At 67.4% G+C, this 25,826-nt stretch carries 22 protein-coding genes; 15 read left to right on the forward strand and 7 right to left on the reverse strand.

The annotated features are described in order from the left end of the window. Nucleotides 1–10 precede the first annotated feature (10 nt). The 3 genes from ACW18B_RS02800 to rfbC all read right to left on the reverse strand — a co-directional run bounded on the left by ACW18B_RS02800 (nucleotide 11) and on the right by rfbC (nucleotide 2,874). A complete protein-coding gene (locus tag ACW18B_RS02800) occupies nucleotides 11–1,213 on the reverse strand; it encodes a threonine ammonia-lyase (protein ID WP_492049352.1) in 1,203 nt (400 codons plus the stop codon). 83 nt (nucleotides 1,214–1,296) lie between these two features. Then, nucleotides 1,297–2,184: an alpha/beta fold hydrolase gene (locus tag ACW18B_RS02805; RefSeq protein ID WP_492049353.1), complete on the reverse strand. Its 888-nt coding sequence runs from the start codon at nucleotides 2,182–2,184 to the stop codon at nucleotides 1,297–1,299. Nucleotides 2,185–2,310: 126 nt separating this feature from the next. Beyond that, nucleotides 2,311–2,874, reverse strand: coding sequence for a dTDP-4-dehydrorhamnose 3,5-epimerase (gene rfbC, locus ACW18B_RS02810; protein ID WP_492049355.1), 564 nt, complete (start codon nucleotides 2,872–2,874; stop codon nucleotides 2,311–2,313). 33 nt (nucleotides 2,875–2,907) lie between these two features. On the opposite strand from rfbC, the gene ACW18B_RS02815 reads away from it, so the two are divergent. After that, complete coding sequence (locus ACW18B_RS02815) at nucleotides 2,908–3,930, forward strand: glycosyltransferase family 2 protein (protein WP_492049357.1); 1,023 nt, start codon at nucleotides 2,908–2,910, stop codon at nucleotides 3,928–3,930. Nucleotides 3,931–4,055: 125 nt separating this feature from the next. Here ACW18B_RS02815 and argE read toward each other — a convergent pair whose 3' ends face one another. Beyond that, nucleotides 4,056–5,231, reverse strand: coding sequence for an acetylornithine deacetylase (argE, locus tag ACW18B_RS02820; protein WP_492049359.1), 1,176 nt, complete (start codon nucleotides 5,229–5,231; stop codon nucleotides 4,056–4,058). A gap of 189 nt (nucleotides 5,232–5,420) precedes the next feature. On the opposite strand from argE, the gene purU reads away from it, so the two are divergent. The 8 genes from purU to ACW18B_RS02860 all read left to right on the forward strand — a co-directional run bounded on the left by purU (nucleotide 5,421) and on the right by ACW18B_RS02860 (nucleotide 14,835). Continuing rightward, the gene (gene purU, locus ACW18B_RS02825; protein WP_492049361.1) at nucleotides 5,421–6,263 is read left to right on the forward strand and encodes a formyltetrahydrofolate deformylase; all 843 of its coding nucleotides are present in this window, start codon (nucleotides 5,421–5,423) and stop codon (nucleotides 6,261–6,263) included. A 201-nt stretch (nucleotides 6,264–6,464) separates the two neighbouring features. Next, nucleotides 6,465–7,532 carry a dTDP-glucose 4,6-dehydratase gene (gene rfbB / locus ACW18B_RS02830; RefSeq protein WP_492051857.1) on the forward strand — a complete coding sequence of 356 codons (1,068 nt, stop codon included), beginning with the start codon at nucleotides 6,465–6,467 and terminating at the stop codon, nucleotides 7,530–7,532. Next, nucleotides 7,532–8,425, forward strand: a complete 894-nt coding sequence (gene rfbD / locus ACW18B_RS02835; RefSeq protein WP_492049363.1) for a dTDP-4-dehydrorhamnose reductase — start codon at nucleotides 7,532–7,534, stop codon at nucleotides 8,423–8,425. The genes rfbB and rfbD overlap by 1 nt, the downstream gene beginning before the upstream one ends. Nucleotides 8,426–8,464: 39 nt before the next feature. Further along, nucleotides 8,465–9,334 (forward strand): glucose-1-phosphate thymidylyltransferase RfbA, encoded by an 870-nt coding sequence (gene rfbA, locus ACW18B_RS02840; RefSeq protein ID WP_492049365.1) that lies wholly within the window; start codon nucleotides 8,465–8,467, stop codon nucleotides 9,332–9,334. 247 nt (nucleotides 9,335–9,581) lie between these two features. Continuing rightward, complete coding sequence (locus ACW18B_RS02845) at nucleotides 9,582–10,379, forward strand: ABC transporter permease (RefSeq protein WP_492049367.1); 798 nt, start codon at nucleotides 9,582–9,584, stop codon at nucleotides 10,377–10,379. Nucleotides 10,380–10,385: 6 nt separating this feature from the next. Next, nucleotides 10,386–11,132 (forward strand): ABC transporter ATP-binding protein, encoded by a 747-nt coding sequence (locus tag ACW18B_RS02850; RefSeq protein ID WP_492049369.1) that lies wholly within the window; start codon nucleotides 10,386–10,388, stop codon nucleotides 11,130–11,132. Beyond that, on the forward strand, nucleotides 11,129–13,582 hold the full coding sequence (locus tag ACW18B_RS02855) for a glycoside hydrolase family 99-like domain-containing protein (protein ID WP_492049371.1): 2,454 nt from the start codon (nucleotides 11,129–11,131) through the stop codon (nucleotides 13,580–13,582). The genes ACW18B_RS02850 and ACW18B_RS02855 overlap by 4 nt, the downstream gene beginning before the upstream one ends. A 5-nt stretch (nucleotides 13,583–13,587) precedes the next feature. After that, nucleotides 13,588–14,835 carry a glycosyltransferase family 61 protein gene (locus ACW18B_RS02860; protein ID WP_492049373.1) on the forward strand — a complete coding sequence of 416 codons (1,248 nt, stop codon included), beginning with the start codon at nucleotides 13,588–13,590 and terminating at the stop codon, nucleotides 14,833–14,835. Nucleotides 14,836–14,892: 57 nt separating this feature from the next. Here ACW18B_RS02860 and tkt read toward each other — a convergent pair whose 3' ends face one another. Then, nucleotides 14,893–16,854: a transketolase gene (tkt, locus tag ACW18B_RS02865; RefSeq protein WP_492049375.1), complete on the reverse strand. Its 1,962-nt coding sequence runs from the start codon at nucleotides 16,852–16,854 to the stop codon at nucleotides 14,893–14,895. Between the two features lie 166 nt (nucleotides 16,855–17,020). Here tkt and ACW18B_RS02870 point away from each other — a divergent pair, with 166 nt between their 5' ends. After that, on the forward strand, nucleotides 17,021–19,057 hold the full coding sequence (locus ACW18B_RS02870) for an NAD(+) synthase (protein ID WP_492049376.1): 2,037 nt from the start codon (nucleotides 17,021–17,023) through the stop codon (nucleotides 19,055–19,057). 152 nt (nucleotides 19,058–19,209) lie between these two features. Here ACW18B_RS02870 and ACW18B_RS02875 read toward each other — a convergent pair whose 3' ends face one another. Further along, a complete protein-coding gene (locus tag ACW18B_RS02875; protein WP_492049378.1) occupies nucleotides 19,210–20,385 on the reverse strand; it encodes an AGE family epimerase/isomerase in 1,176 nt (391 codons plus the stop codon). Between the two features lie 100 nt (nucleotides 20,386–20,485). Between ACW18B_RS02875 and ACW18B_RS02880 the strand changes: the two genes are divergently transcribed. From ACW18B_RS02880 to ACW18B_RS02890, 3 genes are all read left to right on the forward strand, one after another. Beyond that, entirely contained in the window at nucleotides 20,486–21,025 is a 540-nt protein-coding gene (locus tag ACW18B_RS02880) for a D-glycero-alpha-D-manno-heptose-1,7-bisphosphate 7-phosphatase (protein ID WP_492049380.1), read from the forward strand. A gap of 99 nt (nucleotides 21,026–21,124) precedes the next feature. Then, nucleotides 21,125–21,778, forward strand: a complete 654-nt coding sequence (gene fsa, locus ACW18B_RS02885; protein WP_492049382.1) for a fructose-6-phosphate aldolase — start codon at nucleotides 21,125–21,127, stop codon at nucleotides 21,776–21,778. A gap of 137 nt (nucleotides 21,779–21,915) precedes the next feature. Then, a complete protein-coding gene (locus tag ACW18B_RS02890) occupies nucleotides 21,916–22,149 on the forward strand; it encodes a hypothetical protein (RefSeq protein ID WP_492049383.1) in 234 nt (77 codons plus the stop codon). A gap of 16 nt (nucleotides 22,150–22,165) precedes the next feature. Here ACW18B_RS02890 and ACW18B_RS02895 read toward each other — a convergent pair whose 3' ends face one another. Continuing rightward, nucleotides 22,166–23,137 carry a mechanosensitive ion channel family protein gene (locus ACW18B_RS02895; protein WP_492049385.1) on the reverse strand — a complete coding sequence of 324 codons (972 nt, stop codon included), beginning with the start codon at nucleotides 23,135–23,137 and terminating at the stop codon, nucleotides 22,166–22,168. Nucleotides 23,138–23,316: 179 nt separating this feature from the next. On the opposite strand from ACW18B_RS02895, the gene ACW18B_RS02900 reads away from it, so the two are divergent. Together ACW18B_RS02900 and ACW18B_RS02905 are read left to right on the forward strand one after the other, a co-directional pair. Then, nucleotides 23,317–24,477, forward strand: coding sequence for a DegT/DnrJ/EryC1/StrS family aminotransferase (locus ACW18B_RS02900; protein WP_492049387.1), 1,161 nt, complete (start codon nucleotides 23,317–23,319; stop codon nucleotides 24,475–24,477). Nucleotides 24,478–24,616: 139 nt separating this feature from the next. Beyond that, nucleotides 24,617–25,819: a multidrug effflux MFS transporter gene (locus ACW18B_RS02905; protein ID WP_492051858.1), complete on the forward strand. Its 1,203-nt coding sequence runs from the start codon at nucleotides 24,617–24,619 to the stop codon at nucleotides 25,817–25,819. The last annotated feature ends 7 nt before the right edge of the window (nucleotides 25,820–25,826 follow it).

Consider the following 25,826-nt stretch of genomic DNA (forward strand, 5'->3'; position numbering starts at 1 on the left):
AGGACTTTGATTAAACCGCCCGCGGCGGGTAACCCGCCTCGCGCAGGGCGTCGATGATCTCCTGGGTATGCTGGGCGTCGCGGGTCTCGATGGTGATGTCGAACTCGGCGCCCTTGGCGGGCACGTCCAGGGCCAGGCGGTTGTGGTTCACCTCGATGATATTGGCCCCCATGGAACCGATCAGGTGGGCCACGGTCGACAGCAGGCCCGGGCGATCGTCGCCGACGATGCGCAGGGACACCAGGCGCTGGGCGCGGACCAGTTCACGGGTCAGCACCGAGGCCAGCAGGCGGGTGTCGATATTGCCGCCGCACAGGATCAGGCCGCACTTCTTGCCCCGGAAGCGTTCCGGATAGGCCAGCAGCGCCGCCAGCGACGCCGCCCCGGCGCCCTCGGCGATGGTCTTCTCGACATTGCAGTACAGCGCCACGGCCTGCTCGATATAGGGCTCTTCCAGCAGCAAGACATCGTCGATCAACGGACGGGCCACGCCATAGGTCAGCTCGCCGACCGTCTTGACCGCCACGCCCTCGGCGATGGTCTGGCCGCCGCAATGGGCGGTGATGCCGCGCATCTTGGCGGTGAAGGACGGATACATCGCCGGCTCGCAGCCGATGATGCGGATGTCGGACTTGAGGGCCTTGGCCGCCGTGGCGACGCCGCTGATCAGCCCGCCGCCGCCGATCGGCACCGGCAGGACCTCCAGATCGGGCGCGTCTTCCAGCATTTCCAGGGCGATCGTGCCCTGGCCGGCCATGATGTCGTAGTCGTCGAACGGGTGGACGAAGGTCAGACCCTGGTCTTCGCGCAGCTTCAGGGCGTGCGCATTGGCGTCGTCATAGCTTTCGCCCTCGATGATCACGGTCGCGCCGAAGTCGCGGGTGTGCTGCACCTTCACGAACGGCGTGGTCTTGGGCATGACGATAGTCACCGGCACGCCCAGCCGCGCGCCGTGATAGGCTAGGCCTTGGGCATGGTTGCCGGCGCTGGCGGCGATGACGCCCCGGGCCTTCTCGGCGTCGGAGAGCAGCATCAGCTTGTTGAGCGCCCCGCGCTCCTTGTAGGCGGCCGTGAACTGCAGGTTCTCGAACTTCACCCACACCTCGGCGCCGGTAATCTTCGACAGGGTCTTGGAATAGCGGCACGGCGTGCGCTCGATATGGCCCTTGAGGCGGCCGGCGGCGGCCTGGATGGCGGCGAGGTCGAGAGTCATGAGCAACCTATCTGGACGCGGAACAACAGCGTCCGGGGGCGTCTAGCACAGTCGAGCCGCGTTCCGCACGCCCTGGCAGGGCCTTAAGGGGCCCGGTTCAGCAGATCGGCGATCGCCGCCCAGGCCTGCGGCTCGGTAAGCATTGGCGCGTGACCGACGCCAGGGACCTCGACCACCGCCATATCGGGCGCAGCGGCGCACAGGCGTTCCACGATCGGCGGGTCGATCAGGTCGGATATGCCGCCGCGCACCAGCAGCACGTCCCGGCCCTGGGTCAGGGCCCGGAACAGCGGATACATGTCCGACGCCAGGGCCGCTGCGCCGTCCTGACCGGCGGCGGCCGCCGCCTTGATCGGGGCCGAGATGTCCGGGTCGCAGGCCAGCACGAAGGCGCCGTCCTTGTCGTCGAAGCAGCGGAGGGCGAAACGGTCCCAGTCGGCGTCGCCATAGGCCGGGAAGGCTGCCGCATTGATCGACCGGATATAGGCCACCGCCTCGGCCCAGGTCGCAAACCGGCTGGCCCCGCCCGCATAGCCGGCGATGCGGGCCAGACCGACGGGCGACAGCTCGGGCCCCACGTCGTTGAGCACCACCGCCGCGATGGCCTCGGGCTTGAACGCCGCCAGCACCATCGTGATCAGCCCGCCCATGCTGGTGCCGATGAACACCGCCCGCTCGATCCCCGTCGCCGCCAGCAGGGCGACGATGTCGCCGGCATAGGTTCCGGGGTGATAGTTCAGCGGCTGCGGGTCCCAGGCCGACAGGCCCCGGCCGCGTACGTCCACCGCCAGCACGCGGCGGCCCCTGGCGGCGATCTGCGGGGCCAGGTCCTCAAAATCGCGGGCGTTGCGGGTCAGGCCGTGGATGCAGATCACCGGCAGGCCGGTCGCTTCGCCAACCGGAGCATAGTCGCGGGCGTGCAGCGGCAGGCCTTCGCCGGACGTCCAGAACAGGTCGGTGAAGGCGGTCATGTTTGTATCCTTGTCGAACACTTGCCCCCTCCGGGCCGCTTCGCGACCCTCCTCCCCCGGAGGGGGAAGATGAGATCGTCTTCCCCCTCCGGGGGAGGAGCGCGTCAGCGCGGAGGGGGCGAGTGACTAGGCCCCGTAAACGAACGGCGAATCTACGTCGCTCAGCAGCGGCGCCGCCTCGTCGCGCGCATTGGCCCCGATCTGGGCATTGGCGATCGTCCAGTCGATGCCGATCGCCGGATCGTTCCAGCGCACGGCCCCCTCGGCCGAGGGCGTGTAGTAGTCGGTGCACTTGTAGAGCACTTCGCAGTCATCGCTGAGGGTGCAGTATCCGTGGGCGAAGCCCTGCGGCACCAGCAGTTGCTGGCGGTTCTCCGCCGACAGCTCGGCCCCCACCCAGTGGCCATAGGTCGGCGAGCCCTTGCGGATGTCGACGGCGACATCGAAGATCGAGCCGACCACGCAGCGCAGCAGCTTGTCCTGGGCGTGCGGCGGCTTCTGGAAGTGCAGGCCGCGCTGGATGCCGCGCTTGGTCGAGCGCACGTGATTGTCCTGCACGAACGGCCGGGTGAAGCCGGCCTCTTCCAGGGCCGACTGGCGGAAGGTCTCGGAAAACCAGCCGCGCTCGTCGCCATGACGGGCGGGCGTGATAAGCAGGACCTCGGGAATCGCCAGGGGGGTGATTTTCATGACCGGAACTCTTCAGGGACAAGTGCGCCACCGATGCCGTCTGGAACCGCCGATGACAAGAGCGCGCCCGCCGTCAGCGTGATCATCGTCTCGTATGAGAGCGGTCCGACCCTGGCGCGCTGCCTGGCCGGTCTGGCGGCCCAGACCTTCACCGATTTCGAGATCCTGCTGGTCGACAACGCCTCGACCGACGGCGCGCCCCAGGCGGCGAGAGCCGCCGATCCTTCGATCCGCTTCCTGGAGCCGGGCGCCAATCTGGGCTTCGCGGCCGGCAACAATCTGGCGATCGCACAGGCGCGGGGCCGCTGGCTGGCCCTGCTCAATCCCGACGCCTATCCCGAGCCCGGCTGGCTGGCCGCCCTGATGGACGGCGCGGCGCGGCATCCGGGCGTCGAGAGCTTCGCCTCGCTGCAGACCTCGGCCGACAATCCCGCCGTACTGGACGGGGCCGGCGACAACATGACCTCGGCCGGCATCCCGTTCCGGGGCGGCTATGGCCGCAAGCTTCCCGCCGGTCTGCGGGAGGGCGAAGTGTTCTCGGCCTGCGGCGCGGCCATGCTGATCGACAAGGCGCTGTTCGAAGACCTGGGCGGCTTTGACGAGCGGTTCTTCTGCTATTGCGAGGACGTCGACCTGGGCTATCGCCTGCGCCTGACCGGCCGGAACACATTGCTGCTGCCCGACGCGCGCGTGGCCCATGTGGGCTCGGCCAGCACCGGGGTGCGCTCGGACTTCGCGATCTTCCACGGCTCGCGCAACCGGGTCTGGACCTTCCTCAAAAACACCCCGCCGCTGCTGCTGTGGCTGACCACGCCGCTGCACGTGGCGGTGACGGCGGCCCTGCTGCTGCTGCACCTGCGCCGCGGCGACGCAGGGCCGGCGGTGCGCGGGATCCGGGCAGCTTTGAAGAAAGCCGATTTCGAGGCGGTGCTCGCCGACCGCAAGGCGGTTCAGGCCCGGCGCAAGGCCGGCTCTGGCGCCATCCTGCGGGTGATGTCGATCGACCCAGCGGCGTTCATCGGGCGGCGGTTTGTGATCCGGAAGATGAAGCTCTAAATTTCCCCGTCATCCCGCGACTCGTTCGCGGGACCCATGGTTCAGCTTCTAGGTGAAAGTTCGTCCTGCTCCGCACTTGCGGCGGACAGATGGGTCCCGCGAACAAGTCGCGGGATGACGGAGATTTAGATGGCAAGATCCTCGATCAACCGCGCCATGAACGCCGCCCCGCGTTGCATCTGGCTGATCTCGACAAATTCGTCCGGCTGGTGGGCCTGGTCGATCGAGCCGGGGCCGCAGATCACCGTGGAAAACCCCGCCCCCTGGAACTGCCCGGCCTCGGCGGCATAGGGCACGACGCGCCCCGGGCCGTTGTCGCCGGCCATCCGGCGGGCGAAGGCCTCGGCGACGCCGTCGACCTCTGGCGCGAAGGACGGCGTCAGCGAGCGGCGCTCGACCTTGACCCCGGCCTCCGGCGCGCGGGCCTTCAGCGCGGCGTCCATCGCCTCGGCCCGCGCGAAGAACTCGGCCAGGATCGCCATCGGCTCCATCCCCGGCGGGGTGCGCAGGTCGAAGATGAACACGCATTCGCGGGCCAGGATATTGACCGCCGTGCCGCCATTGACCTGGCCGATGGTCAGGCTGGCGCCCTTGGGCGTGAACGGCGAAGCGGGATCGGCCTCGCGCGCCAGTCGCTCGGACAGCTCGACCAGACCCGCCATCAGCTTGATCGCCGCCATATTGGCCGAGACGCCCAGATGGGTCAGGCTGGAATGGGCCTCGCGGCCGCTAACCGTGACGCGAAACGACGCGATGCCCTTGTGGCCGCTGACGGCGACCATGTCGGTGGGCTCGCCGACCACCACCAGGGCGGGTTTGGGCACATCACGCGCGATCACCGCGATCATGTCGGGCGCGCCCAGGCAGCCGACTTCCTCGTCATAGGAGAAGGCCAGGTGCACGGGCCGGGAGAGCGTCGCCGTCGCCAGGTCGGGCGCGGCGGCCAGGGCCAGGGCCAGGAAGCCCTTCATGTCGCAGGTTCCCCGGCCATAGAGCCGGCCGTCCTTTTCCGTCAGCACGAACGGGTCGGTCGACCAGGGCTGGCCGTCGACCGGCACCACATCGGTATGGCCCGACAAAACGACGCCGCCCTCGACCGCCGGCCCGATCGTGGCCATCAGGTTGGACTTGGTCCCGTCGCTGTTGGGCACCCGCCGCGAGGCCACACCCAGGTCGGACAGATAGGCCTCGACCCATTCGATCAGGGCCAGGTTGGACAGGCGCGAGGTGGTGTCGAACGCGACCAGCTTGGCCAGAACGTCGATCGCGCGGACGGAGAGCGCTTCGGAAGAGGATGCCATGGCCCGAGCCTAGACCCGTCCGCCAACCGCTGCCTAGCCGGGCGCGGCAAGATCGCAGTCATTGGTCGAGCGCGAGGCATGCCCGTGCCCAAACCTGGCCGATTTCCTCCCGCGACGAGCGATTTCATCCTCGCCCCGCGCGGTGAGGCGCTTTTCTTCGGCGCGCCAAGCCTCTAGAGGGAGCGGACCATGATCCTGACCCTCTCCTGTCCCGACCAGCGCGGCATCGTCGCCAAGGTGTCCGCCTTCCTGTTCGAGCGCGCCTGCAACATCCTGGACGCCCAGCAGTTCGACGACCAGGAGACCGGTCAGTTCTTCATGCGCGTGGTGTTCGACGCCGACGCCGCCGATCACGACGCCCTGCGCGCCGAGTTCACGGTGGTGGCGCAGGCCCTGTCGATGAAGTGGACCCTGCGCGACCGCGCCAGCCGCTACCGGGTGATGATCCTGGCCAGCAAGTTCGACCACTGCCTGGCCGACCTGGTTTATCGCTGGCGGATCGGCGAGCTGCCGATGGACATCGCCGGCATCGTCTCCAACCACCCGATCGAAACCTACGCCAATGTCGATCTGTCGGGCCTGCCCTTCCACCATCTGCCGGTGACCCGGGAGACCAAGCTCGAGCAGGAAGCCGAGCTGTGGAGGCTGATCCAGGACACCCGGACCGACATCGTCGTGCTGGCCCGCTACATGCAGGTGCTGTCGGAAGGTCTGTCGGCCAAGCTGTCGGGGCGGTGCATCAATATCCACCACTCGTTCCTGCCCGGCTTCAAGGGCGCCAAGCCCTATCACCAGGCCCATGCGCGCGGCGTGAAGGTGATCGGGGCCTCGGCCCACTATGTCACCGGCGATCTGGATGAGGGCCCGATCATCGAGCAGGACGTCGAGCGCATCAGCCATCGCGATACGCCCGAAGACCTGATCCGCAAGGGCCGCGACATCGAGCGCCGCGTGCTGGCCCGCGCCCTGCGCTATCGCCTCGAAGACCGCGTGCTGCTCAACGCCCGCAAGACGGTGGTGTTCACCGACTAGGGTTCATGCCGTGCGCGACCTCGTCCTTCGACAAGCTCAGGATGAGGTCCATTTTGCAGGCTCTGCGGTGGAAAACCTCATCCTGAGCCTGTCGAAGGACGAGGTTTCGGCTCCTCCGTCGAGGCTTCAATCCGAGGGTCTGGCTTGCCCTTGCCGCGATTTCTGAGTTACGGGGCGGGCTTACGTTTCCGGAAGGGCCCCCTGATGTCGCGCAACCTCCGTATCCTGGTCACCGGCGGCTGCGGCTTCATCGGCTCGGCGGTCTGCCGCTATCTGGCCAGTCTGGGCGACGCGGCGATCCTCAATTTCGACGCCATGACCTATGCGGCGTCCGAGGCCAGCCTCGCCGATCTGCGCGGCCACAACAGCTATACGTTCGTGAAGGGCGATGTGGCCGACACGAGCGCGGTGGCGCAGGCCATCGCCGATTTCCGCCCGACCCACATCATGCACCTGGCCGCCGAGTCGCATGTCGACCGTTCGATCACGGGTCCCGGGGCCTTCATCCAGACCAATGTCATCGGCACATACGTGATGCTGCAGGCGGCGCTGGACTATTGGCGCACCCTGGACAGCGAAGCGGCGCAGGCCTTCCGCTTCCACCATATCTCGACCGACGAGGTGTTTGGCAGCCTGGGGGCCGAGGGGCTGTTCTCCGAGACCACGCCCTATGATCCGCGCTCGCCCTATTCGGCCTCCAAGGCCTCGTCCGACCACATGGTCCGCGCCTGGCATCACACCTATGGCCTGCCGGTGGTGGTCTCCAACTGCTCCAACAATTACGGCCCCTATCACTTCCCCGAGAAGCTGATCCCGCTGGTCACGCTCAATGCCCTTGAGGGGAAGCCGCTGCCGGTCTATGGCAAGGGCGACAACATCCGTGACTGGCTCTATGTCGACGACCACGCCAAGGCCCTGGTGCTGATCGCCACCCAGGGCAAGGTCGGCGAGAGCTACAATGTCGGCGGCCGCAACGAGCGGACCAATCTGGAGGTCGTCGAGGCGATCTGCGATCTGCTCGACGAGCTGCGCCCGCAGGCGGGCCTCAAGCGCCGCGACCTGATCCAGTTCGTCCATGACCGGCCCGGCCACGACGCCCGCTACGCCATCGACGCCACCAAGCTGGAAACCGAGCTGGGCTGGACGGCGCAGGAAAATTTCGACACCGGCCTGCGCAAGACCGTCGAATGGTATCTGGCCCGCGAAGACTGGTGGCGGCCGCTGCGCGAGCGCTATGACGGCCAGCGCCTGGGCCTGAAGACCGCCTGATGTCGTCGCCCCGCCAGGATGGACCGCGCATCGCCCTGTTCGGGGCCAACGGCCAGCTAGGCCAGGACCTGTCGGCCATCGCGGCGACGCGCGGCCTGACCCTGATCGCCCTGCGGCGCCCAATGTTCGACGCCGCCGACCGCGCCGGCCTCGACGCCGCCCTGGCCGATCTGGACTTCGACATCGCCATCAACAGCGTCGCCGTCACCCGCGTCGACGACTGCGAGAAGGACGCAGGCCCGGCCGTGGCCATCAACGCCCATTTCGCCGAGGCTCTGGCTAGAGTCTGCGCGGCGAAGACGGCTCGCCTCGTCCAGGTCTCGACCGACTATGTGTTCGGCGGCCAGGCCCAGCGGACGCCGCTGGACGAGGACGCCGGCCCGGCCCCGGTCAATGTCTATGGCGCAACCAAGGCCCTGGGCGAAAACCTCGCCCGCCAGGAAAGCGACGACGTCATCATCGCCCGCGTCGCCTCACTGTTCGGCGTGGCCGGGGCCAGCGGCAAGGGCGGCAATTTCGTCGAGACCATGATCAAGTTCGGCCGCGAGCGCGGGGCGCTGAAGGTGGTGGCCGACCAGGTGATGTCGCCGACCAGTTCCTGGGACGCGGCCGAGGCGATCCTCGACCTGATCAGGGTCGAGGCCGATCCGGGCGTCTATCACGTGGTCAATTCGGGCGCGGCCAGCTGGCATGACTTCGCCGGCGCCATCATCGACCGCGCGGGGGTGGAGGCGACCGTCTCGCCGATCCCGACCTCCGAGTTCCCGACCCCCGCGCGCCGCCCGCCCTATAGCGTGCTGGCCAACGCCAAGGTCGAAAAGGCGCTGGGCCGATCCATGCCGCCGTGGCAAGACGCTCTGGACAGATATTTAACGGCCAAGGGCCACCGCTAGAGCGGCCCGTCCGTACGGGGCATTAGAGGTACTATTTCCATGAAGGGCATCATCCTCGCGGGAGGATCGGGCACCCGCCTGCATCCGGTGACTCTGGGCGTCAGCAAGCAGCTGCTGCCGGTCTTCGACAAGCCGATGATCTATTATCCGATCTCGATCCTGATGATGGCCGGCATCCGCGACATCATGATCATCAGCACGCCGCGCGACCTGCCCCTGTTCCAGGGCCTGCTGGGCGACGGCTCGGGCTGGGGCGTCAACTTCGTCTATGCCGAACAGGCCGAACCCACCGGCCTGGCCGACGCCTATCGCATCGGCGCCGAGTTCGTCGGCAGTGGTCCCTCGACCCTGATCCTGGGCGACAACCTGTTCTATGGGGCCGGCATGGGCCGCATGCTGGAAGGCGCGGCGACCCGCGCCCAGAACGGCGCATCGGTCTTCGCCTATCTGGTCAAGGACCCCGAGCGCTACGGCGTCGTCGAGTTCGACGACGACAACCGCGCCATCAGCATCGAGGAAAAACCCGTTCAGCCGCGCTCCAACTGGGCGGTCACGGGGCTCTACATGTACGACAACAAGGTCGTCGACTACGCCCGCGACCTGAAGCCCTCGCCGCGCGGCGAGCTCGAGATCACCGACATTAACCGCCTCTATCTCGAGAACGGCGCCCTGTCGGTGGAGCGCATGGGCCGGGGCTTCGCCTGGCTCGACACCGGCACCCACGACAGCCTGCTGGAAGCGTCGGAGTTCGTGCGGGCCATCGAACATCGCCAGGGCCTGAAGATCGGCTGCTGCGAAGAGGTGGCCTACCAGAACCGCTGGATCAACACCGATCAGCTGCTGGCGCTGGCGCATGGTCTGCAGAAGTCGCCCTATGGCGCCTATCTGCGGTCGCTGGCCGAGGGCTGACCCGCGCAGCCGCGCGCGGGGCAGCCCACCGCCTAACGGTTGAACGACGCCCGTCCGCGAGGGTTGAATCGACCCATTCCTTGAGCAGATTCAGTGATTCAACCCATCCGATGACCTGTTTCCCCCGCCCGAGAGGCCTGCTAAGAAGGCGCCGCTTCGGTCTTGGGGTGTTTGGGAGTTCTGCTCGACGCCAGACCCGTTCGAGTGGTTACCAGATGTGTTCGCCGTCAGCAGGAATGGCTTCTGAATGAGCCTTGTCAGAAGTTTGAAAGCCGCCCTGCAGGATCTGTATGACGGCGCCGCCCTGATGCCCCTGTGGTGGCGGGTCGCCATTGAACAGACCGTCACACGCTACCGCCGGACCCTGCTGGGTCCGTTCTGGCTGGCCAGCACCACCCTGGCGACCGCCTTTTCCCTGTCCGTCGTCTTCGGCTCGATCTTCGGACGCGATTTCCGCGAAAGCATGCCGTTCATCATGATCGGCGTGGTGTCCTGGTCGATGACGGGCGGTCTGCTGCCCGATTCGGCCAACACCTTTGTCAGCGGCGCCGGGATCATGCAGGTCCAGAAGCTGCCAGTCAGTTTCCACGCCTATCTGCAGATCAGCCGCGCCCTGATCAATTTCGCTCACCAGATCGTGGGCCTCTGGCTCGTCTTGCTGGTCATGGGTCTGGCGGTCGTGCCGCACTGGAACCTGCTGCTGACCCTGCCCATCGTGCTGATGGCGGGCTTCTTCCTGGCCATCCCGTTAGGCATGCTGTCGCTGCGGTTCCGCGATATCAACTACATGGTCAGCTTTGTCGCCCAGGCGATGTTCATGCTGACCCCGGTGTTCTGGCGTCGCACCGACATGCCCGGCCGCCTGCACTGGGTCGTGGACCTCAACCCCTTCGCGCATCTTCTGGAAATCATCCGTCAGCCGATGCAGGGTCACCCTGCGCCGATGGGCGACCTGATCGCCTCCCTGGCGTTCATGATCTTCGCCGCCCTGATGGCGGTGGGCAGCCTGACCTTCTTCCGCCGTCGCGTCGTGTTCTGGCTGTAGGGCAAGATGACAACCTCCATCGACCTCAAAGACGTCACGCTCGACTACAATCTCTACAGCGTGCGCGCCCAGTCGCTGCGCAACGCCGTGCTCAACATGGCTGTCGGCGGCCGTCTGATGCAGTCGGGCAAGGACGTCAGCGTCATCCGCGCCCTGTCGAGCATCAACCTCCACATCAAGGAGGGCGATCGCCTGGCCCTGGTGGGCCATAACGGCTCGGGCAAGACCTCGCTTCTCAAGGTGCTGGCCGGGATCTATGAGCCCACAGCCGGGGTGGTCGATGTCCGCGGCAAGATCAGCTCGATGATCTCGATGAGCATCGGCCTCGACGCCGAGGCGTCCGGCCTGCAGAACATCCGCAACCTGGCCATGATGCAGATGATGCCCGATCGCGAGATCAAGCGCCGCCTGCCCGACATCGTCGAGTTCTCCGAACTGGGCGCCTTCGTCCACATGCCGTTCAAGACCTATTCGGCCGGCATGATGGCGCGCCTGACCTTCTCGGTGGCCACCCAGATGGACGCCGACATCCTGATCATGGACGAGTGGATCAGCGCCGGCGACGCCGAGTTCCAGAAAAAAGCCGCCGCCCGGCTGACCAGCATGGTCGACAAGGCCAAGATCGTCGTCCTCGCGACACATGATCTCCAGCTCGCGGCGGCCGTGTCCAACAGGGTGATGACCATGGAAGCCGGCGTCCCGACCTTCCTGGGAACCACGGCTGAGTGGGTCGAGAAAAGCAATCGCGCGTGAGCGACCGACTCCCCACCGCGCTGAGAGGCGTCGCGCCCGCGGGACCTGAGGGGCGATACCGGGCCCTGACCGACGATCCCCAGATGCTGTGGCGAGTCGAAAAGGCCGATCGCGCGCGCTTCGACGGCGTCGGCGCCGTGCGGGTCACGGTTCGGCTGAAGGCGCTTGAAGGCAAGATCAGCGTTCCGTGCGTCTATGGCGACTGGGGCGACGGCTTCAGCGAAGAATCCCGCAAGGCGCTGACCCACGTCGCCGATGACCTCTATACTGGCGTCGCCCTGTCCAACGCTGGCGCTCTTCGACAGCTGCGCGTGGACCCCTCCAGCGAGCCCTGTCTGTTCGAAATCTCGGAGTTCATCGTCCAGCCATCAGCCGGGCATTCCATCACCATCCGCCGTCTCTCGGCGCCCAAGCGGGCGATCCGCGCCGTGACCCGGCTGTTTCCAGGGCCGGTTCAGCATGTCCTGCGTGATCTCATATCGACGATGCGCGATCCCCGCCGCGCCTTCAGGCGACTGACACAGTCTGTCTCCGGCGGACGGGGCCTCTGGCGCGACGCCTATGTCCGCAGCTTCGAGATCGCCAAGAACCTGCGCAGTCCGCAATTCGCGGCCCCGGCCCTGACCCCGCCCCGCCGCGAGGCTGACGCGCCCAAGGTGCTGGCCTTCTACCTGCCGCAGTTCCATCCGTTCCCGGAAAACGACCGCTGGTGGGGCAAGGGCTTCACCGAATGGACCAATGTCAGCAAGGCCACGCCGCAGTTCGCCGGCCATCTGCAGCCGCGCCTGCCCGGGGAGCTGGGGTTCTACGACCTGCGCACGCCCGAGACCCTGCGCGACCAGGCCGCCCTGGCCAGGATCGCCGGCGTCGACGCCTTCTGCTTCCACTATTACTGGTTCGGCGGCCACAGGCTGCTGGAGCGTCCGCTGGACGCCTTTGTCGCCGACGAGAGCATCGACCTGCCGTTCGCCCTGTGCTGGGCCAACGAGAACTGGACGCGGCGCTGGGACGGTCAGGAATCCGACATCCTGATGGCGCAGAACCATTCGCCCAAAGACGACATCGCGCTGTTCGACGACCTGGCGCGCTATATCGCCTCGCCGCGCTATGTTCGCGTCGACGGCAAGCCGCTGATCGTCGTCTATCGCCCCGATATCCTGCCCGACGCCGCGGCCACGGCCAAACGCTGGCGCGAGCGCGCCCGCAAGGCCGGAATCGGCGAGCTCTTCCTGCTGTGCACCAACGCCTTCGGCTTCTCGGACTATCGCGCCGCGGGCTTCGACGGCCTGGTCGAGTTTCCGCCGCACGCCCTGGCGGTCGGCGAGATTACCGAAGACGTGCAGCGCCTGAACCCGCAGTTCGCCGGGCGGGTCTATGACTATGAAGCCGTGGTGGCCGACCGGTTGGAAAGCCTGGCCAGCCGGGAGGATCCGCGCCGCTATCCGGGCGTCATGCCCTCCTGGGACAACGAAGCCCGCAAGCCCGGCGCCGGCCACGTCTTTCACAACGCCGCGCCGGACCTTTTTCATCAGTGGGCGGAAGCCGCCCTGGACTGCACGGCGCGCCTGGCCCCGCCGCAGGAGCGGCTGGTCTTCGTCAACGCCTGGAACGAATGGGGCGAGGGCGCCTATCTGGAACCTGACCGCTGGTTTGGCCACGGCTCGGCCCAGGCCCTGCGCGCAGCGATCGAGGCCCGCGCGCCAAGCATCCCGGCCGACCACCCGCTGGTCGCGGCCGCAACCCCCGTCGAGCGCGGCCATGACGCCGTTCTCCTGGTCCACATCTTCTATGCCGACCTGATCCCGGTCTTCGCCAAGCGCATCGCGCGGCTGCGCGACAGGGCCGATGTCATCGTCACCTTCCCCGATCTGTGGTCCGAAGCCGAGCTGAAGGCCCTGGCCAAGGCGATCCCGCGGGCGCGTCTGGTTCCGACCCCGAACCGCGGTCGCGACATCGCGCCGTTTCTGACCGCGCTGAAGATCGCGACGGATCAGGGCTATACGGTCTTCTGCAAGGTCCACTCGAAGAAGTCGCCGCACCTGACCCATGGCGCAGAATGGCGCGACGCCCTGCTGGACGCCCTCATCGCGCCCGAGGCGGCCGCGACGGCCCTGCAGAAATTCGCGCTCGACCCGCGCCTGGGCCTGCTGGCCCCGGCCCGCGCCCGCATGCGCCTGGGCGATCACGCGGTGATGTTCAACAACGGCCCCGGCATGGCCTTTCTGGCCCGACAACTGCGCTTCAAGCATGGCGTCGACAGCGAATTTGCGGCCGGTTCGATGTTCTGGGGCCGGGTGGCGGCGTTCAGGGCGCTCCATGCCCTTGCCGTCGCAGACTATCCGTTCGAGCCTGAACTGGGCCGGATCGACGGCGCCCTGGCCCACGCCTTCGAGCGGGCCATGGGCGCGATCGTCGAGGCCGGCGGCCACGGACTTCAGTGGGATCTCTGAAGCCCATGCGCCGCCTCTCCAACCGCCTGACCAGCGCCATGCGGCGCCTGCGCGCCAAGCCGACGCCCCTAAGCGGCCAGAGTCTGACCTTGCGGGTCGAGCACGACCTGCGGGCCCTGACCCATGTCGAGAGCATCACCTACAGCTTCGCCCACACCGATATTCAGGACGCCATCGCCGCCATCACCCCCGGCGAACGGTTCACCGAGGACGTCATGCGGGCGCGTCTGGCGGGCCGCACCGCCGGCGAGGAGTGTCCCGACTGGCATGACGGCTCGGGCGGCGCGCCGGCCAACGCCGTCACGGTCAGCCGCATCCGCAACGCCCTGCACACGCCCGAATTTGGCGCGGTGATCGACCGTCGTGGCCTGGTGATGAAGGCCTCGGTCGGTGAGGCGCTGTATCTGTCGCCCGACCTGGCCGTGCTGCCGAACGTCACGGTCGCCGACGGCGAAACGACGATGCGGGTGCCCGACAGATTGCCCCGTCTGGAGACCGGCGCGGTGTTCATGGCCTGGGGCGGCCGGTTCAACTACGGCCACTTCCTGCTCGACTGCCTGCCCAGCCTGGCGGTGCTGGAACAGACCGGGCTGCTGGAAGAGCTGCGCCCCATCGCGCCGCCCCTGACCGACTGGCAGCGCGAGGGCGTCCGGCTGATGATGGGACCTGGGCCCAAGTCGCGGCCGCTGGAAATCGCCGAGCCGCTGATCGCCATCGACGACGTGGCCTTCGCCAACACCATGGACCACTTCCTGCATGGTCCCAACAAGCCGCTGGACTGGGTCCGGGAGCAGATGCTCTCGCATGTCGACCAGGCCGACACCGGGGTGCGCCGCCTCTATGTCAGCCGACGCGGCGACGACAAGCGGCTGATGGTCAACGAGGCCCAGCTCGAGGCGGAACTGGTGGCGCGCGGCTTCACCGTCGTCTTGCCTGAAACCCTGTCGGTCGCACGGCAGATCGCCCTGTTCCGCGACGCCGACGTGATCGTCGCCCCAACGGGCGCGGCCTTGGCCAACACGCTGTTCTGCAAGCCCGACGCCAAGGTGTTCGAAATCCAGCCCAGCAATTTCGTCGGAATCTGGGTGCGCGGCGTCTGCCATTTCGTCGGGGCCGACTGGCACGGCTTCTTCGCGCCCTCGCCGCTGAAGGAGCGCGAGATCTATATCGGCGGGACGATCCGGCCCGGCACGTCCTTCCAGTGGATGACGCCGCTGCCGGCCTTCCTGGACTTCCTGGACGCCAGGATCTGACACAAAAAAGGCCCCCGCGAACCGCGAGGGCCTTTTGTCTTTTCGACGTCGCCGCCCCTATTGAGCCGCTTGCGCCACGGCCTCGGCGGTGATGCCGAATTCCTTGTAGAGCCGCTCGAACGGGGCGCTGGCGCCAAAGCCGGTCATGCCGACAAAACCGCCGTCCTCGCCGATGAAGCGATCCCAACCCTGACGGATGCCCGCCTCGACCGCGACGCGCCGGGCGGCCGTGCCGATCACGGCCTTGCGATAGGCGGCCGGCTGCTGCTCGAACAGCTCCCAGCAGGGAACCGAGACCACGCGGGTCGGCTTGCCCTGGCCTTGCAGGATGTCCCGCGCCGCCACGGCCAGAGCCACTTCGGTGCCCGTGGCGAACAGCGTCACCGCAGCCTCGCCGCCCTCGGCGGCCAGCAGTTCATAGGCGCCCTTGGCCGACAGGTTCTCGGCGCCGGAGGCGCGCACGCCGGGCGTCTTCTGGCGCGACAGGGCCATGACCGAGGGGGTCGAGGTCTGTTCCAGGGCGATCTTCCAGCACTCGGCGGCTTCCACCGCGTCACAGGGGCGGAAGACCAGCAGGTTGGGAATGGCGCGCAGGGAGGCGACCTGTTCCACCGGCTGGTGGGTCGGGCCGTCCTCGCCCAGACCGATGGAGTCGTGGGTCATCACGTGAATGACCTTGGCCCCCATCAGCGCGCCCAGGCGAATGGCCGCGCGGCTGTAGTCGGCAAAGGCCAGGAAGGTGCCCGAATAGGGGATGACGCCGCCGTGCAGGGCCATGCCGTTCATCGCCGCGGCCATGCCAAACTCGCGCACGCCATAGTGGACATAGCGGCCGGCATAGTCGGGCGTGTCGAACGCCGTCATGCCCTTAACGAAGGTGTTGTTGGAGCCGGTGAGGTCAGCCGAGCCGCCGATCATGTCCGGGATCGACGGGATCAGGTGATCCAGCGCCGCGCCGGAATGGACGCGGGTGGCGTTGGCCGGCTTGCTGGCCGCCATGGCCTCGATATGAGCGTTGACGGCCGAGAAGGCGCCGTCCGGCAGGGCGCCCGACATGGCGCGCTTGAACTCGCCGGCCTGGGCCGAGGTGTTGAGCGTGGCCTCCCAGGCCTTGCGGACCTTGGCGCCGCGACGGCCCACGCTCTTCCAGGCCTTGGCGATGTCGTCAGGCACGGTGAACGGCGCGGCGTCCCAGCCCATGGCGACGCGCGAGGCGGCGATCTCGCCGTCGAACAGGGTGTAGCCGTGGCTGTGGGGGTCGCCTTCTTTCGGACCTGCGCCCTTGGAGATCAGCGTCTTGCACGCGATCATGGTCGGGCGGTCCTGCTTGACAGCCCAGCGCAGGGCGGCGGCGATCTTGCCGTGGTCGTGGCCGTCGACGACCTTGACCGCCCAGCCGGCGGCCTTGAAGCGCGCGACCTGGTCGCCGGTCTCGGAGATGGTGGCGACGCCGTCGATGGTGGTGTTGTTGTCGTCGAACAGCACGGTCAGCTTGTTCAGCTTCAGGCGGCCGGCGATGCTGATGGCTTCATGGCTGACGCCTTCCATCAGGCAGCCGTCGCCGGCGATCACCCAGGTGCGGTGATCCACGATGTCCTTGCCGAAACGCGACGCCAGGTGAGCCTCGGCCATGGCCATGCCGACGGCGGTGGCCAGGCCCTGACCCAGCGGACCGGTGGTGGTCTCGACGCCGGGGGTATGGTGCACTTCGGGGTGGCCGGGGGTCAGCGAACCCCACTGTCGGAAATTCTCGATCTCCTTCATCGTCATGGCCTTGAAGCCGGTCAGGTGAAGCAGGGAATAGATCAGCATCGAGCCGTGGCCGGCCGACAGCACGAAGCGGTCGCGATCGGCCCAGTCGGGCTTGGAGGCGTCAAACTTGAGGAACTTGCTCCACAGCACCGTCGCCACATCGGCCATGCCCATCGGCATGCCTTGGTGTCCGGACTTGGCCTTGTGGACCGCATCCATGGAAAGGACGCGGATCGCGTCGGCCATTTTGATGGGCGAAACGGGCATGGGCGTTGATCTTGTTCGTTATGTTTTGCAGGGCTGCGCGAGGCGCGAGGTCGCACGATGACCCGTTTGGGTCAAGGTTTGCGGCGCTATGCAACATCCTCCGGACGCGTTATAGCTGGACACAGACTTATGCTCATTTTCAGCATAACCTCGAAAGGTCGATCGGTTGACGAGCCTCCCGTTCTTCACGCCCTACCGCCACGGTTTCGTCCGTGTCGCCACCGCCGTGCCAAAGGTCAAGCTGGTCGATCCGGCCGCCAATGCCGCCAGCGTGCTGGACCTGGTGGGCCAGGCCGACGCGGCCGGCGTAGCGGTGCTGGTGTTCCCCGAACTGGGCCTGACCGGCTATTCGATCGACGATCTGCTGCAGCAGGACGCCCTGCTGGACGCCGTCGAGGCGGCGATCGCGACCCTGGCCCGGGCCAGCGCCGCCCTGGCGCCGCTGTTCGTGGTCGGCGCGCCGCTGCGCGTCGACGGCCGGCTCTACAACACCGCGGTCGCCATCCAGGGCGGCAAGGTGCGGGGCGTGATCCCCAAGAGCTTCCTGCCCAACTATCGCGAATTCTATGAGCGCCGCTGGTTCACGCCGGGCGCGGGGGTGGTCGGCAAGACCGTGACCCTGGCCGGCAAGGCCGTTCCGTTCGGGACCGACATTCTGCTCCGGTCCGAGGGCGCCTCGCCGTTCACGGTGGGCGTGGAGATCTGCGAGGACGTCTGGACGCCGACCCCGCCCAGCACCGCCCAGGCCCTGGCTGGGGCCGAGATCCTGCTGAACCTGTCGGCCAGCAACATCACCATCGGCAAGTCCGAGACCCGCCGCCTGCTGTGCGCCAGCCAGTCGTCGCGGGCCATCGCCGCCTATGTCTATTCGGCGGCCGGGGCGGGCGAAAGCTCGACCGACCTGGCCTGGGACGGTCACGCCGACATCCACGAGATGGGCGCCCTGCTGGCCCAGACCCCGCGCTTCTCGACCACCGCCGTGATGGCCATGGCCGATGTCGATGTCGACCGGATCCGTCAGGAGCGGATGCGGGTGGTCAGTTTCAGCGACGCGGCCAGGCAGGCTCCGCCGGCGACGCCGTTCCGGATCGTCCCGTTCGACTTCACGCCGCCGGCCGGCGAGCTGGCCCTGGCCCGCACGGTGGAGCGCTTCCCGTTCACGCCGTCCGACCCCGCCAAGCTGGCCGAGAACTGCTACGAGGCCTACAATATCCAGGTTCAGGGTCTGGCCCGCCGGGTCGAGGCCTCGGGCCTGAAAAAGCTGGTGATCGGGATTTCGGGCGGGCTGGACTCGACCCACGCCCTGATCGTCGCCGCCAGGGCCATGGACCAGCTGGACCTGCCGCGCGCCAACATCCTGGCCTACACCCTGCCCGGCTTCGCCACCTCCGACCGCACCAGGTCCAATGCCTGGAAGCTGATGAAGGCCATGGGCGTCAGCGCCGATGAGATCGACATCCGCCCGGCCGCCGAGCAGATGCTGAAGGATATGGACCACCCCTATTCACGGGGTGAGCCGGTCTATGATGTGACGTTCGAGAACATCCAGGCGGGCCTGCGCACCGACTATCTGTTCCGCCTGGCCAACCACAACCACGGCATGGTGGTGGGCACCGGCGACCTGTCGGAACTGGCCCTGGGCTGGTGCACCTATGGCGTCGGCGACCAGATGAGCCACTACAATCCCAATTCCGGCGTGGCCAAGACCCTGATCCAGCACCTGATCCGCTTCGTGGCGGCCTCGCGCGATGTCGACGGCGCCACCGCCGATCTGCTGGAAGACATCCTCAATACCGAGATCTCGCCCGAACTGGTGCCGGGCGAACAGGTGCAGGCCACCGAGAGCTTCGTGGGCCCCTACGCCCTGCAGGACTTCAATCTCTATTACCTGACCCGTTACGGCATGAGCCCGTCGAAGATCGCCTTCCTGGCCTGGAGCGCCTGGCATGACGCGGCGTTCGGCGGCTGGCCGGTCGGCACGCCCGACGCTCAGCGCAAGGCCTATGACCTGCCGGAGATCAAGCGCTGGCTGGAGCTTTTCCTGAAGCGGTTCTTCGCCAACCAGTTCAAGCGCTCGGCCATGCCCAACGGCCCCAAGATCTCGTCGGGCGGGGCCCTGTCGCCGCGGGGCGACTGGCGGATGCCGTCAGACGCCTCGGCCGACATCTGGCTGGCCGAACTGCGGGACAACACGCCGGCCTAGAGGCCCTAAGGGCTAGTATCGCCGTGGTCCGAAAACCCCGTCCTTCGACAAGCTCAGGATGAGGTTTTCGAATGAATCGGCAGTGAAATAGCCCTCATCCTGAGCTTGTCGAAGGACGAGGCGGGCCCGCTGAAGGCCCTAAGGAATGCCGCCTAGAGCTCGGCGGTCTGGGCGGTCACCACCCGGTCCAGCTCACCGATGGCGCAGACGATGTGGTAGAAGGAACTGGCTGGCGCGGCTTCCTCGACGAACGACCCGTCGGGCTTGAGCTTGTCGCGCCACAGGCCCGGCACGGGGGTGCGCAGATATTGCAGCAGCCCCTCGGCCCCCTCGACCACCATGCTCCACCAGCGCGGATCGCCGGTGACCTCGGCGGCCAGCACCCCGGCCTTGATGCGCTCGGTCTGCGGCCACAGGCGGGCGCCGGCGTCGTGGGCGCTCATGTCGTCGAGCAGGGCGTTGATCGCCACGCCGCGCTCGGCGTCGCAGCCGGCCGTCTCGGCCAGGTCGATCATCCGCAGGGCGGCGGCCGTGGCGTCGGGTCGCGCCGCCAGCCGGCCCCAGCGCAGCAGCAGCCAGGCCCACTCATACTGGTGGCCCGGCTCCCAGATGCGGCCCGCCACGCCCGGCGCGGGATTCCAGTCGGCGTCGAAGAACTCGCGCAGGGCGCCGGTCGCGGGATCAATGAACCGGGTCAGGGCCAGGTTGGCGATCTCGTCGGCCAGCGACCGCCAGACCGGATCAGCGTCGATAGCTTGCCAAGCCAGGCAAGCCTCGAACAGGTGCATGTGCGGATTGGAATGCAGGGGCGGATCGGTGGGAGTCGACTCGCTGAAACCGCCCAGCGGGTTCTTCAGGGTGGAAAACAGCGTCTCGCGCACCGAAACCGCCACCGCCCGCAGGTCATCCCGCCCGGTCACCGCGCAGGCATTGGCCAAAGCGAACATCGCGAAGGCCTGATCATAAAGGGCTGCGGTGTCGTCCAGACTGACCCCGCCCGGACCCACCAGGGCGCGAAACAGACCGTCGGGCCGACGATAGACCTCCAGATAGTAGGACAGGCCATGGTCCACGGCCTGCCGCCACGGCCCGCTCCAGCCCAGATCGCTGGCGGCGGCGAAGGCGTAGATCTGGCGCGGCAGCACCCGGCCGCGGCGCGGCGAATCCTGGGCCTCGCCCGACTGGTCGATGGTCTCGAAAAAGCCGCCGGCCCCCGCGCCCGTCCGGTGATCGGCGCCGACCGTCCACCACAGCGGAAAGGCCGCGCCCAGCGCCCAGCTCTTCAGCAGGTCGCGAAGTCGAACGGCGTCGGCCAGGGCGTCGGTCATCGGGAACTCTCCAGGTGCGGCTGTTTTCTAGGCGAGTTCGGCGCCGCCCGCCAAGTCGCCGACTTGTTGTCCGGGGCCGACAGGCGATAAAGTTCTTCGGATGGACACCTTGCCCCCGCTTCGCGCCGTTTTCCTCGACAGGGACGGCGTTCTGAATATCGACCACGGCTATGTCTCCGACCCGGCCCGGCTGGAGTGGATCGACGGCGCCCGCGAGGCCGTGGCGGCCATGACCCGAGCCGGGCTGAAGGTGATGGTGGTCACCAACCAGTCGGGGATCGGTCGGGGCTATTTCAAGGAAGAGGCCATGCACGCCTTCCACGCGGCGATGCAGGCCCAGCTTGAGCCGCAGGGCGGCCGCATCGACGCCTTCTATTTCGCGCCCCACCATGAAGACGCGGTCGAGGGCTATCGGGTCATCGACCATCCCGACCGCAAGCCCAATCCGGGCATGCTGTTGCGCGGCCTGGCCGACCACGACCTGACCCCCGCCGAAGCGGTGATCATCGGCGACCGGTCCAGCGACGTCGAAGCCGGACGCCGGGCGGGCATGCCCGGCTATCTGTTCCGCGGCGGCGACCTGCACGCCTTCGTGGTCCAGACGCTGGGCGAGCGGGTTCCGGGTTTGGGGCAAGCCTGAAATCGCGACGCGCAGCCAGCCCGACCAGCTTGGACTGGCGCGCCAGGCCCCGCCGCGATAAACCGGCCCAAACCCCATAAAATTCAGCGCAAGAGTCCCATGCAGATCTTCCTCGACAGCACCGACACCAAGGTCATCGCCGACCTCAACGCCACCGGCCTGGTGGACGGCGTGACCACCAACCCGACCCTGATCGCCAAGTCGGGCCGTCCGATGCTGGAAGTGATCGCCGAGATCTGCGACCTGGTGCCCGGCCCGATCAGCGCCGAAGTCGCCGCCACCACCGCCGACGCCATGATCGCCGAGGGCCAGAAGCTGGCCGCCATCGCCCCCAATGTCGTGGTCAAGATCCCGCTGACCCGCGATGGCCTGATCGCCTGCGCCGCCTTCGCCAATGAAGGCATCTCGACCAATGTCACCCTGTGCTTCTCGCCGACCCAGGCCCTGCTGGCCGCCAAGGCCGGCGCCACCTTCGTCTCGCCGTTCATCGGCCGCCTGGACGATTACGGTTTTGACGGCATGGACCTGATCCGCGACATCCGCACGATCTATGACAATTTCGGCTATGAGACCGAGATCCTGGCGGCCTCGGTGCGCAATGTCGCCCACGTCAGGGACGCGGCCATCGTCGGCGCCGACGTCGTCACCATCCCGCCTGCGGTGTTCAGCGACCTGTTCAAGCATCCGTTGACGGACAAGGGCCTGGAACAGTTCATGAAGGACTGGGCCGGCACCGGCCAGTCGATCCTGTAGGCATTTCAACGGCCTGGGCGGCGAGAATCGTCGCCCAGGCGCCTCGCAACTGATCAAAGTTCATTTCGCAGGCGCGAAGGTGGTTCGCAAACGCGAACTCGTGCGTTAGGGTCGCAACAGCCACAGGGGAGACCGCCATGGTCCCGACCGACGCCACCGCCGAGTTCCGCCTCGCCGACACCGCAGAGGCCGAAACCTTCTCTCAGTTCGTGCAGGGCTTCCTGTCGGCCAACGGTTTTCCGTTCGTGATCATTCACGACGCGCCCGAACTGGCCGGCCGCCGACGCCGGGTGGTGTTCGAAGACGCCCAGGTCAGCGCCAAGTTCACCCACGAATGGGGACGGCTGCGCGGAACGCTCGGCCAGGCCTGAGACCGCCGGCTTAAGCTCAATCCGACCTGGAGGGCGCGTTCGGCTTTCGCGGCCGACGCGGCGCGCGCAGCTTGAACAGGTGATGCTCGCCCTCGCCCGGCATGACCGGCGAAGGGTCCTTGGCCTTGGTGGGGCGCGGCGGCTCAAGGTCCTGTCGCGCCGGATCTTCCGACAGCAGGTGGGCGCTCAGCATCAGGTCGGTCTTGACCGAGGCGAAATCCTCCCTGGCCGTCCAGGCGCGGATCGCCGCCTGGGCGAAGGCCTCCGACAGGTCGGTGACCTCGATCTGCACCGCAGGCTCCTTGCGGATGCGCGGGTCGGCCTCGGCTCGCTCGCGCAGGCGCTTGAGCACCGCCACCAGATCGGTCTTCAGCGGCGCCTTGAACAGCACGTCCACCCGCCGCGTATGGTGGGCCGAGTAGTTGAGGATGACATCGCCGAACACCTTGCTGTTGGGGATCATCATCTTGACGTTGTCGGGCGTCGCGATCTCGGTGAACAGCAGATCCAGCGACTTGACCGTGCCGATGCGGGTGGCGGTCTCGATGACGTCGCCCACCTTGTAGGGCCGGAACATCAGGATCATCACGCCGGCCGCCACGTTCGACAGGGCGCCCTGCAGGGCCAGGCCGATGGCCAGGGACGCCGCCCCCAGCACCGCGATGATCGAGGTCGCCTGCACGCCCAGCCGCTGCAGAACGGCCACCAGGCCCACGGCGATCACCACATAGCGCACCAGCGACGAGCCAAAGGTCTGCAGGGTCGGGTCGGGATTGGTCCGGTGCAGACGACCCAGGGCGCGCCGCACGATTCCGGCCAGCCATCCGGCCAGCCAGAAGGTCAGGGCCAGGATGACCCCCGCCACCACCAGGTTCACCGCCGCCTGGCCCAGCCAGTCGAGGAAGTGTCCCAGCATGGTTTCGTCGGCCTTCGCCATGGCCAGGACGGGAAGCTTGGAGTCGGGGGAAGTGAGCTTGGTCAGGATCATGGATCTCTCGATGGCGCCGCGGCTCGAGCCGGTCAACGCGGAGGTCGCTTGACGCGCTCGCCCGTCGCCTGCCGGCCCCTGTTTGACGCAGGACGAGACGCGCGCTTCGTCATGGCGAAACAGTCGGTTACATCAATTGGCTCGAACTTGGTTCGATCCCCCTGCTAAGAGCGCCGCCCATGAGCATGCCCTTCATCGACCTCGCCGCGCAGCAGCGCCGGATCCGCGACAGGATCGACGCGGCCATCGCCAGTGTTCTCGACAGCGGCGCCTATGTGATGGGTCCGCAGGTCCGCGCGTTCGAAAGTCAACTCGCCGCCTTCGGCCAGGCCAAGCTGGCCCTGTCCTGCGCCAACGGCACCGACGCCATCGCCCTGCCGCTGATGGCCTGGGGCATCGGCCCCGGCGACGCGGTGTTCTGCCCGTCCTTCACCTTCGCCGCCACGCCCGAAGTCGTGCCGTGGGTCGGGGCGACGCCGGTGTTCGTCGACGTGCTGGAAGACACCTTCAATCTCGACCCCGCCAAGCTGGAAGCCGCCATCGCCGGCGTGAAGGCCGACGGCAAGCTGACCCCCAGGGTGGTGATCGCGGTGGATCTGTTCGGCCAGCCCGCCGACTATCCGGCCATCAAGGCGATCTGCGACCGCGAGGGGATGAAGCTGATCGCCGACAGCGCCCAGGGCTTTGGCTGCACCCTGAACGGCCATCACCCGCTGCACTGGGCTGACGTGGCCACCACCAGCTTCTTCCCGGCCAAGCCGCTGGGCTGCTACGGCGACGGCGGCGCGGTGCTGACCAACGACCCGGTGCTGTGGGACCTGATGGACAGCTATCGGGTGCACGGCAAGGCGGTGCCCCCCGACCTGGTCGGCCGCACCTTCGAGCACGACACCAAGTATCTCAACACCCGCATCGGCATGAACTCGCGCCTCGATACGATCCAGGCGGCGATCCTGATCGAGAAGCTGGCGATCTTCGCCGAAGAGATCCAGCTGCGTCAGGTCGTGGCCGACCGTTACGCCGAGGGCCTGAAGGGCGCGGTGCTGGCGACGCCCAAGGTCATCGACGGCGGCGTCTCGGTCTGGGCCCAGTATGTGATCGAGCACAAGAACCGCGACGGCCTGGCCGCCCACCTGAAGACCCAGGGCGTACCGACCGCGGTCTATTATCCGGTGCCGATGCACGTTCAGGCGCCCTATGCCGCCTTCCCGCGCGGCGTCGGCGGCCTGCCGGTCACCGAGGCCAAGGCGGAAACCGTGCTGGCCCTGCCGATGCACCCTTACCTGGGCGAGGCTGATCAGCAGACGATCATCGCCGCCATCCGGTCGTTCAACGGCTAGGCTCGAACCAACCAGGGTTGGCGGCTGTTACACAGGCCGGTTATAGGACGCGCGTAGCGTCGCGCCTTCCGGTTGGACGTCGTCCATCCCGAGGTTCCCGATGCCGAAGACCGAGCAGCCCGCCCCGCCGCATCCCGGCATGGGTTTCAAGCAGTTCGTCGCCCTGATCGCGGCGATGATGGCCACCAACGCCCTGGCCATCGACTCGATGCTGCCGGCCCTGCCGCAGATCGGCAACGCCCTGGGCGTGGCCAGCGCCAACCAGCACCAGTGGATCGTCACCGCCTATCTGCTGGGCTTTGGCGTCGCGCAGCTGGCCTATGGCTCCCTGGCGGATCATTTCGGCCGCAAGCCGGTGCTGATGGTCGGTCTGACCCTCTATGTGCTGTTCGCGGCGTTGTGCGCCTTCTCCACCTCGTTCGAGATGCTGCTGATCGCCCGGGCCCTGTGCGGCGTCGGGGCGGCGGCCACCCGGGTGCTGTCGGTGTCGATCGTTCGCGACTGCTATAGCGGCCGGCAGATGGCCAAGGTGATGTCGCTGTCCTTCATCGTCTTCCTGGCTGTGCCGATCATCGCCCCGTCCGTCGGCCAGGCCATCGTGCTGGTCGCGCCCTGGCCCTGGATCTTCGGCGTGCTGGCGATTTTCGGCCTGCTGGTCATCGTCTGGGCGGGGATCAAGCTGCCCGAAACCCTGCATCCGGAAGATCGCTCGCCCCTGACCCCTGGCCCGGTGCTGGCCGCCTTCAAGGCCTGTCTGACCAACCGCATCGCGGTGGGCTATACCCTGGCCTCGGCCCTGGTTCTGGGCGGATTGTTTGGCTTTCTCAACTCGGCCCAGCAGGTGTTTGTCGACGTCCTGGGGGCGGGCAAGCTGTTCCCGATCATCTTTGCCGGCATCGCGGCGGGCATCGCCATCGCCTCGCTGGTCAATTCCCGCATCGTCGGCAAGCTGGGCATGCGGCTCGTCTCGCATGTGGCCCTGTGCGGCTACATCGCCTTTGCCGGCGTCCACGCCCTGATCGCCCTGTCCGGCCACGAGAGCCTTTGGGTGTTCGCCGTCATGCAGGCGGGGATGATGTTCTGTTTTGGCCTGACCATGTCGAACTTCGGCTCCATGGCCATGGAGCCCCTGGGCCATCTGGCCGGCACGGCGGCCTCGGTGCAGGGCTTCATCACCACCATTGGCGGGGCGCTGTTCGGCTTCTGGATCGGCCAGCAGTTCAACGGCACCGTCGTACCCCTGACCCTGGGCTTCACCGGCTTTGGCGTGGCCGGCCTGATCGCCGTGATCATCACCGAGCGGGGCCGACTGTTCCAGACCGGCCAGGCGAGCGCGGCTTAAGGCGCGC

The organism is Caulobacter sp. FV2ps19 (assembly GCF_058681035.1).

Excerpts from the sequence above, each read along its gene's own strand:
- rfbA (WP_492049365.1), top strand. The coding sequence starts at position 8,465 with ATGAAGGGCATCATCCTCGCGGGAGGATCGGGCACCCGCCTGCATCCG.
- tkt (WP_492049375.1), bottom strand. The coding sequence starts at position 16,854 with ATGCCCGTTTCGCCCATCAAAATGGCCGACGCGATCCGCGTCCTTTCC.
- argE (WP_492049359.1), bottom strand. The coding sequence starts at position 5,231 with ATGGCATCCTCTTCCGAAGCGCTCTCCGTCCGCGCGATCGACGTTCTG.
- fsa (WP_492049382.1), top strand. The coding sequence starts at position 21,125 with ATGCAGATCTTCCTCGACAGCACCGACACCAAGGTCATCGCCGACCTC.
- ACW18B_RS02875 (WP_492049378.1), bottom strand. The coding sequence starts at position 20,385 with ATGACCGACGCCCTGGCCGACGCCGTTCGACTTCGCGACCTGCTGAAG.
- rfbC (WP_492049355.1), bottom strand. The coding sequence starts at position 2,874 with ATGAAAATCACCCCCCTGGCGATTCCCGAGGTCCTGCTTATCACGCCC.
- ACW18B_RS02860 (WP_492049373.1), top strand. The coding sequence starts at position 13,588 with ATGCGCCGCCTCTCCAACCGCCTGACCAGCGCCATGCGGCGCCTGCGC.
- ACW18B_RS02880 (WP_492049380.1), top strand. The coding sequence starts at position 20,486 with ATGGACACCTTGCCCCCGCTTCGCGCCGTTTTCCTCGACAGGGACGGC.
- ACW18B_RS02850 (WP_492049369.1), top strand. The coding sequence starts at position 10,386 with ATGACAACCTCCATCGACCTCAAAGACGTCACGCTCGACTACAATCTC.
- ACW18B_RS02905 (WP_492051858.1), top strand. The coding sequence starts at position 24,617 with ATGGGTTTCAAGCAGTTCGTCGCCCTGATCGCGGCGATGATGGCCACC.
- ACW18B_RS02890 (WP_492049383.1), top strand. The coding sequence starts at position 21,916 with ATGGTCCCGACCGACGCCACCGCCGAGTTCCGCCTCGCCGACACCGCA.
- ACW18B_RS02805 (WP_492049353.1), bottom strand. The coding sequence starts at position 2,184 with ATGACCGCCTTCACCGACCTGTTCTGGACGTCCGGCGAAGGCCTGCCG.
- ACW18B_RS02900 (WP_492049387.1), top strand. The coding sequence starts at position 23,317 with ATGAGCATGCCCTTCATCGACCTCGCCGCGCAGCAGCGCCGGATCCGC.
- ACW18B_RS02815 (WP_492049357.1), top strand. The coding sequence starts at position 2,908 with ATGCCGTCTGGAACCGCCGATGACAAGAGCGCGCCCGCCGTCAGCGTG.
- rfbD (WP_492049363.1), top strand. The coding sequence starts at position 7,532 with ATGTCGTCGCCCCGCCAGGATGGACCGCGCATCGCCCTGTTCGGGGCC.
- purU (WP_492049361.1), top strand. The coding sequence starts at position 5,421 with ATGATCCTGACCCTCTCCTGTCCCGACCAGCGCGGCATCGTCGCCAAG.
- ACW18B_RS02800 (WP_492049352.1), bottom strand. The coding sequence starts at position 1,213 with ATGACTCTCGACCTCGCCGCCATCCAGGCCGCCGCCGGCCGCCTCAAG.
- ACW18B_RS02895 (WP_492049385.1), bottom strand. The coding sequence starts at position 23,137 with ATGATCCTGACCAAGCTCACTTCCCCCGACTCCAAGCTTCCCGTCCTG.
- ACW18B_RS02845 (WP_492049367.1), top strand. The coding sequence starts at position 9,582 with ATGAGCCTTGTCAGAAGTTTGAAAGCCGCCCTGCAGGATCTGTATGAC.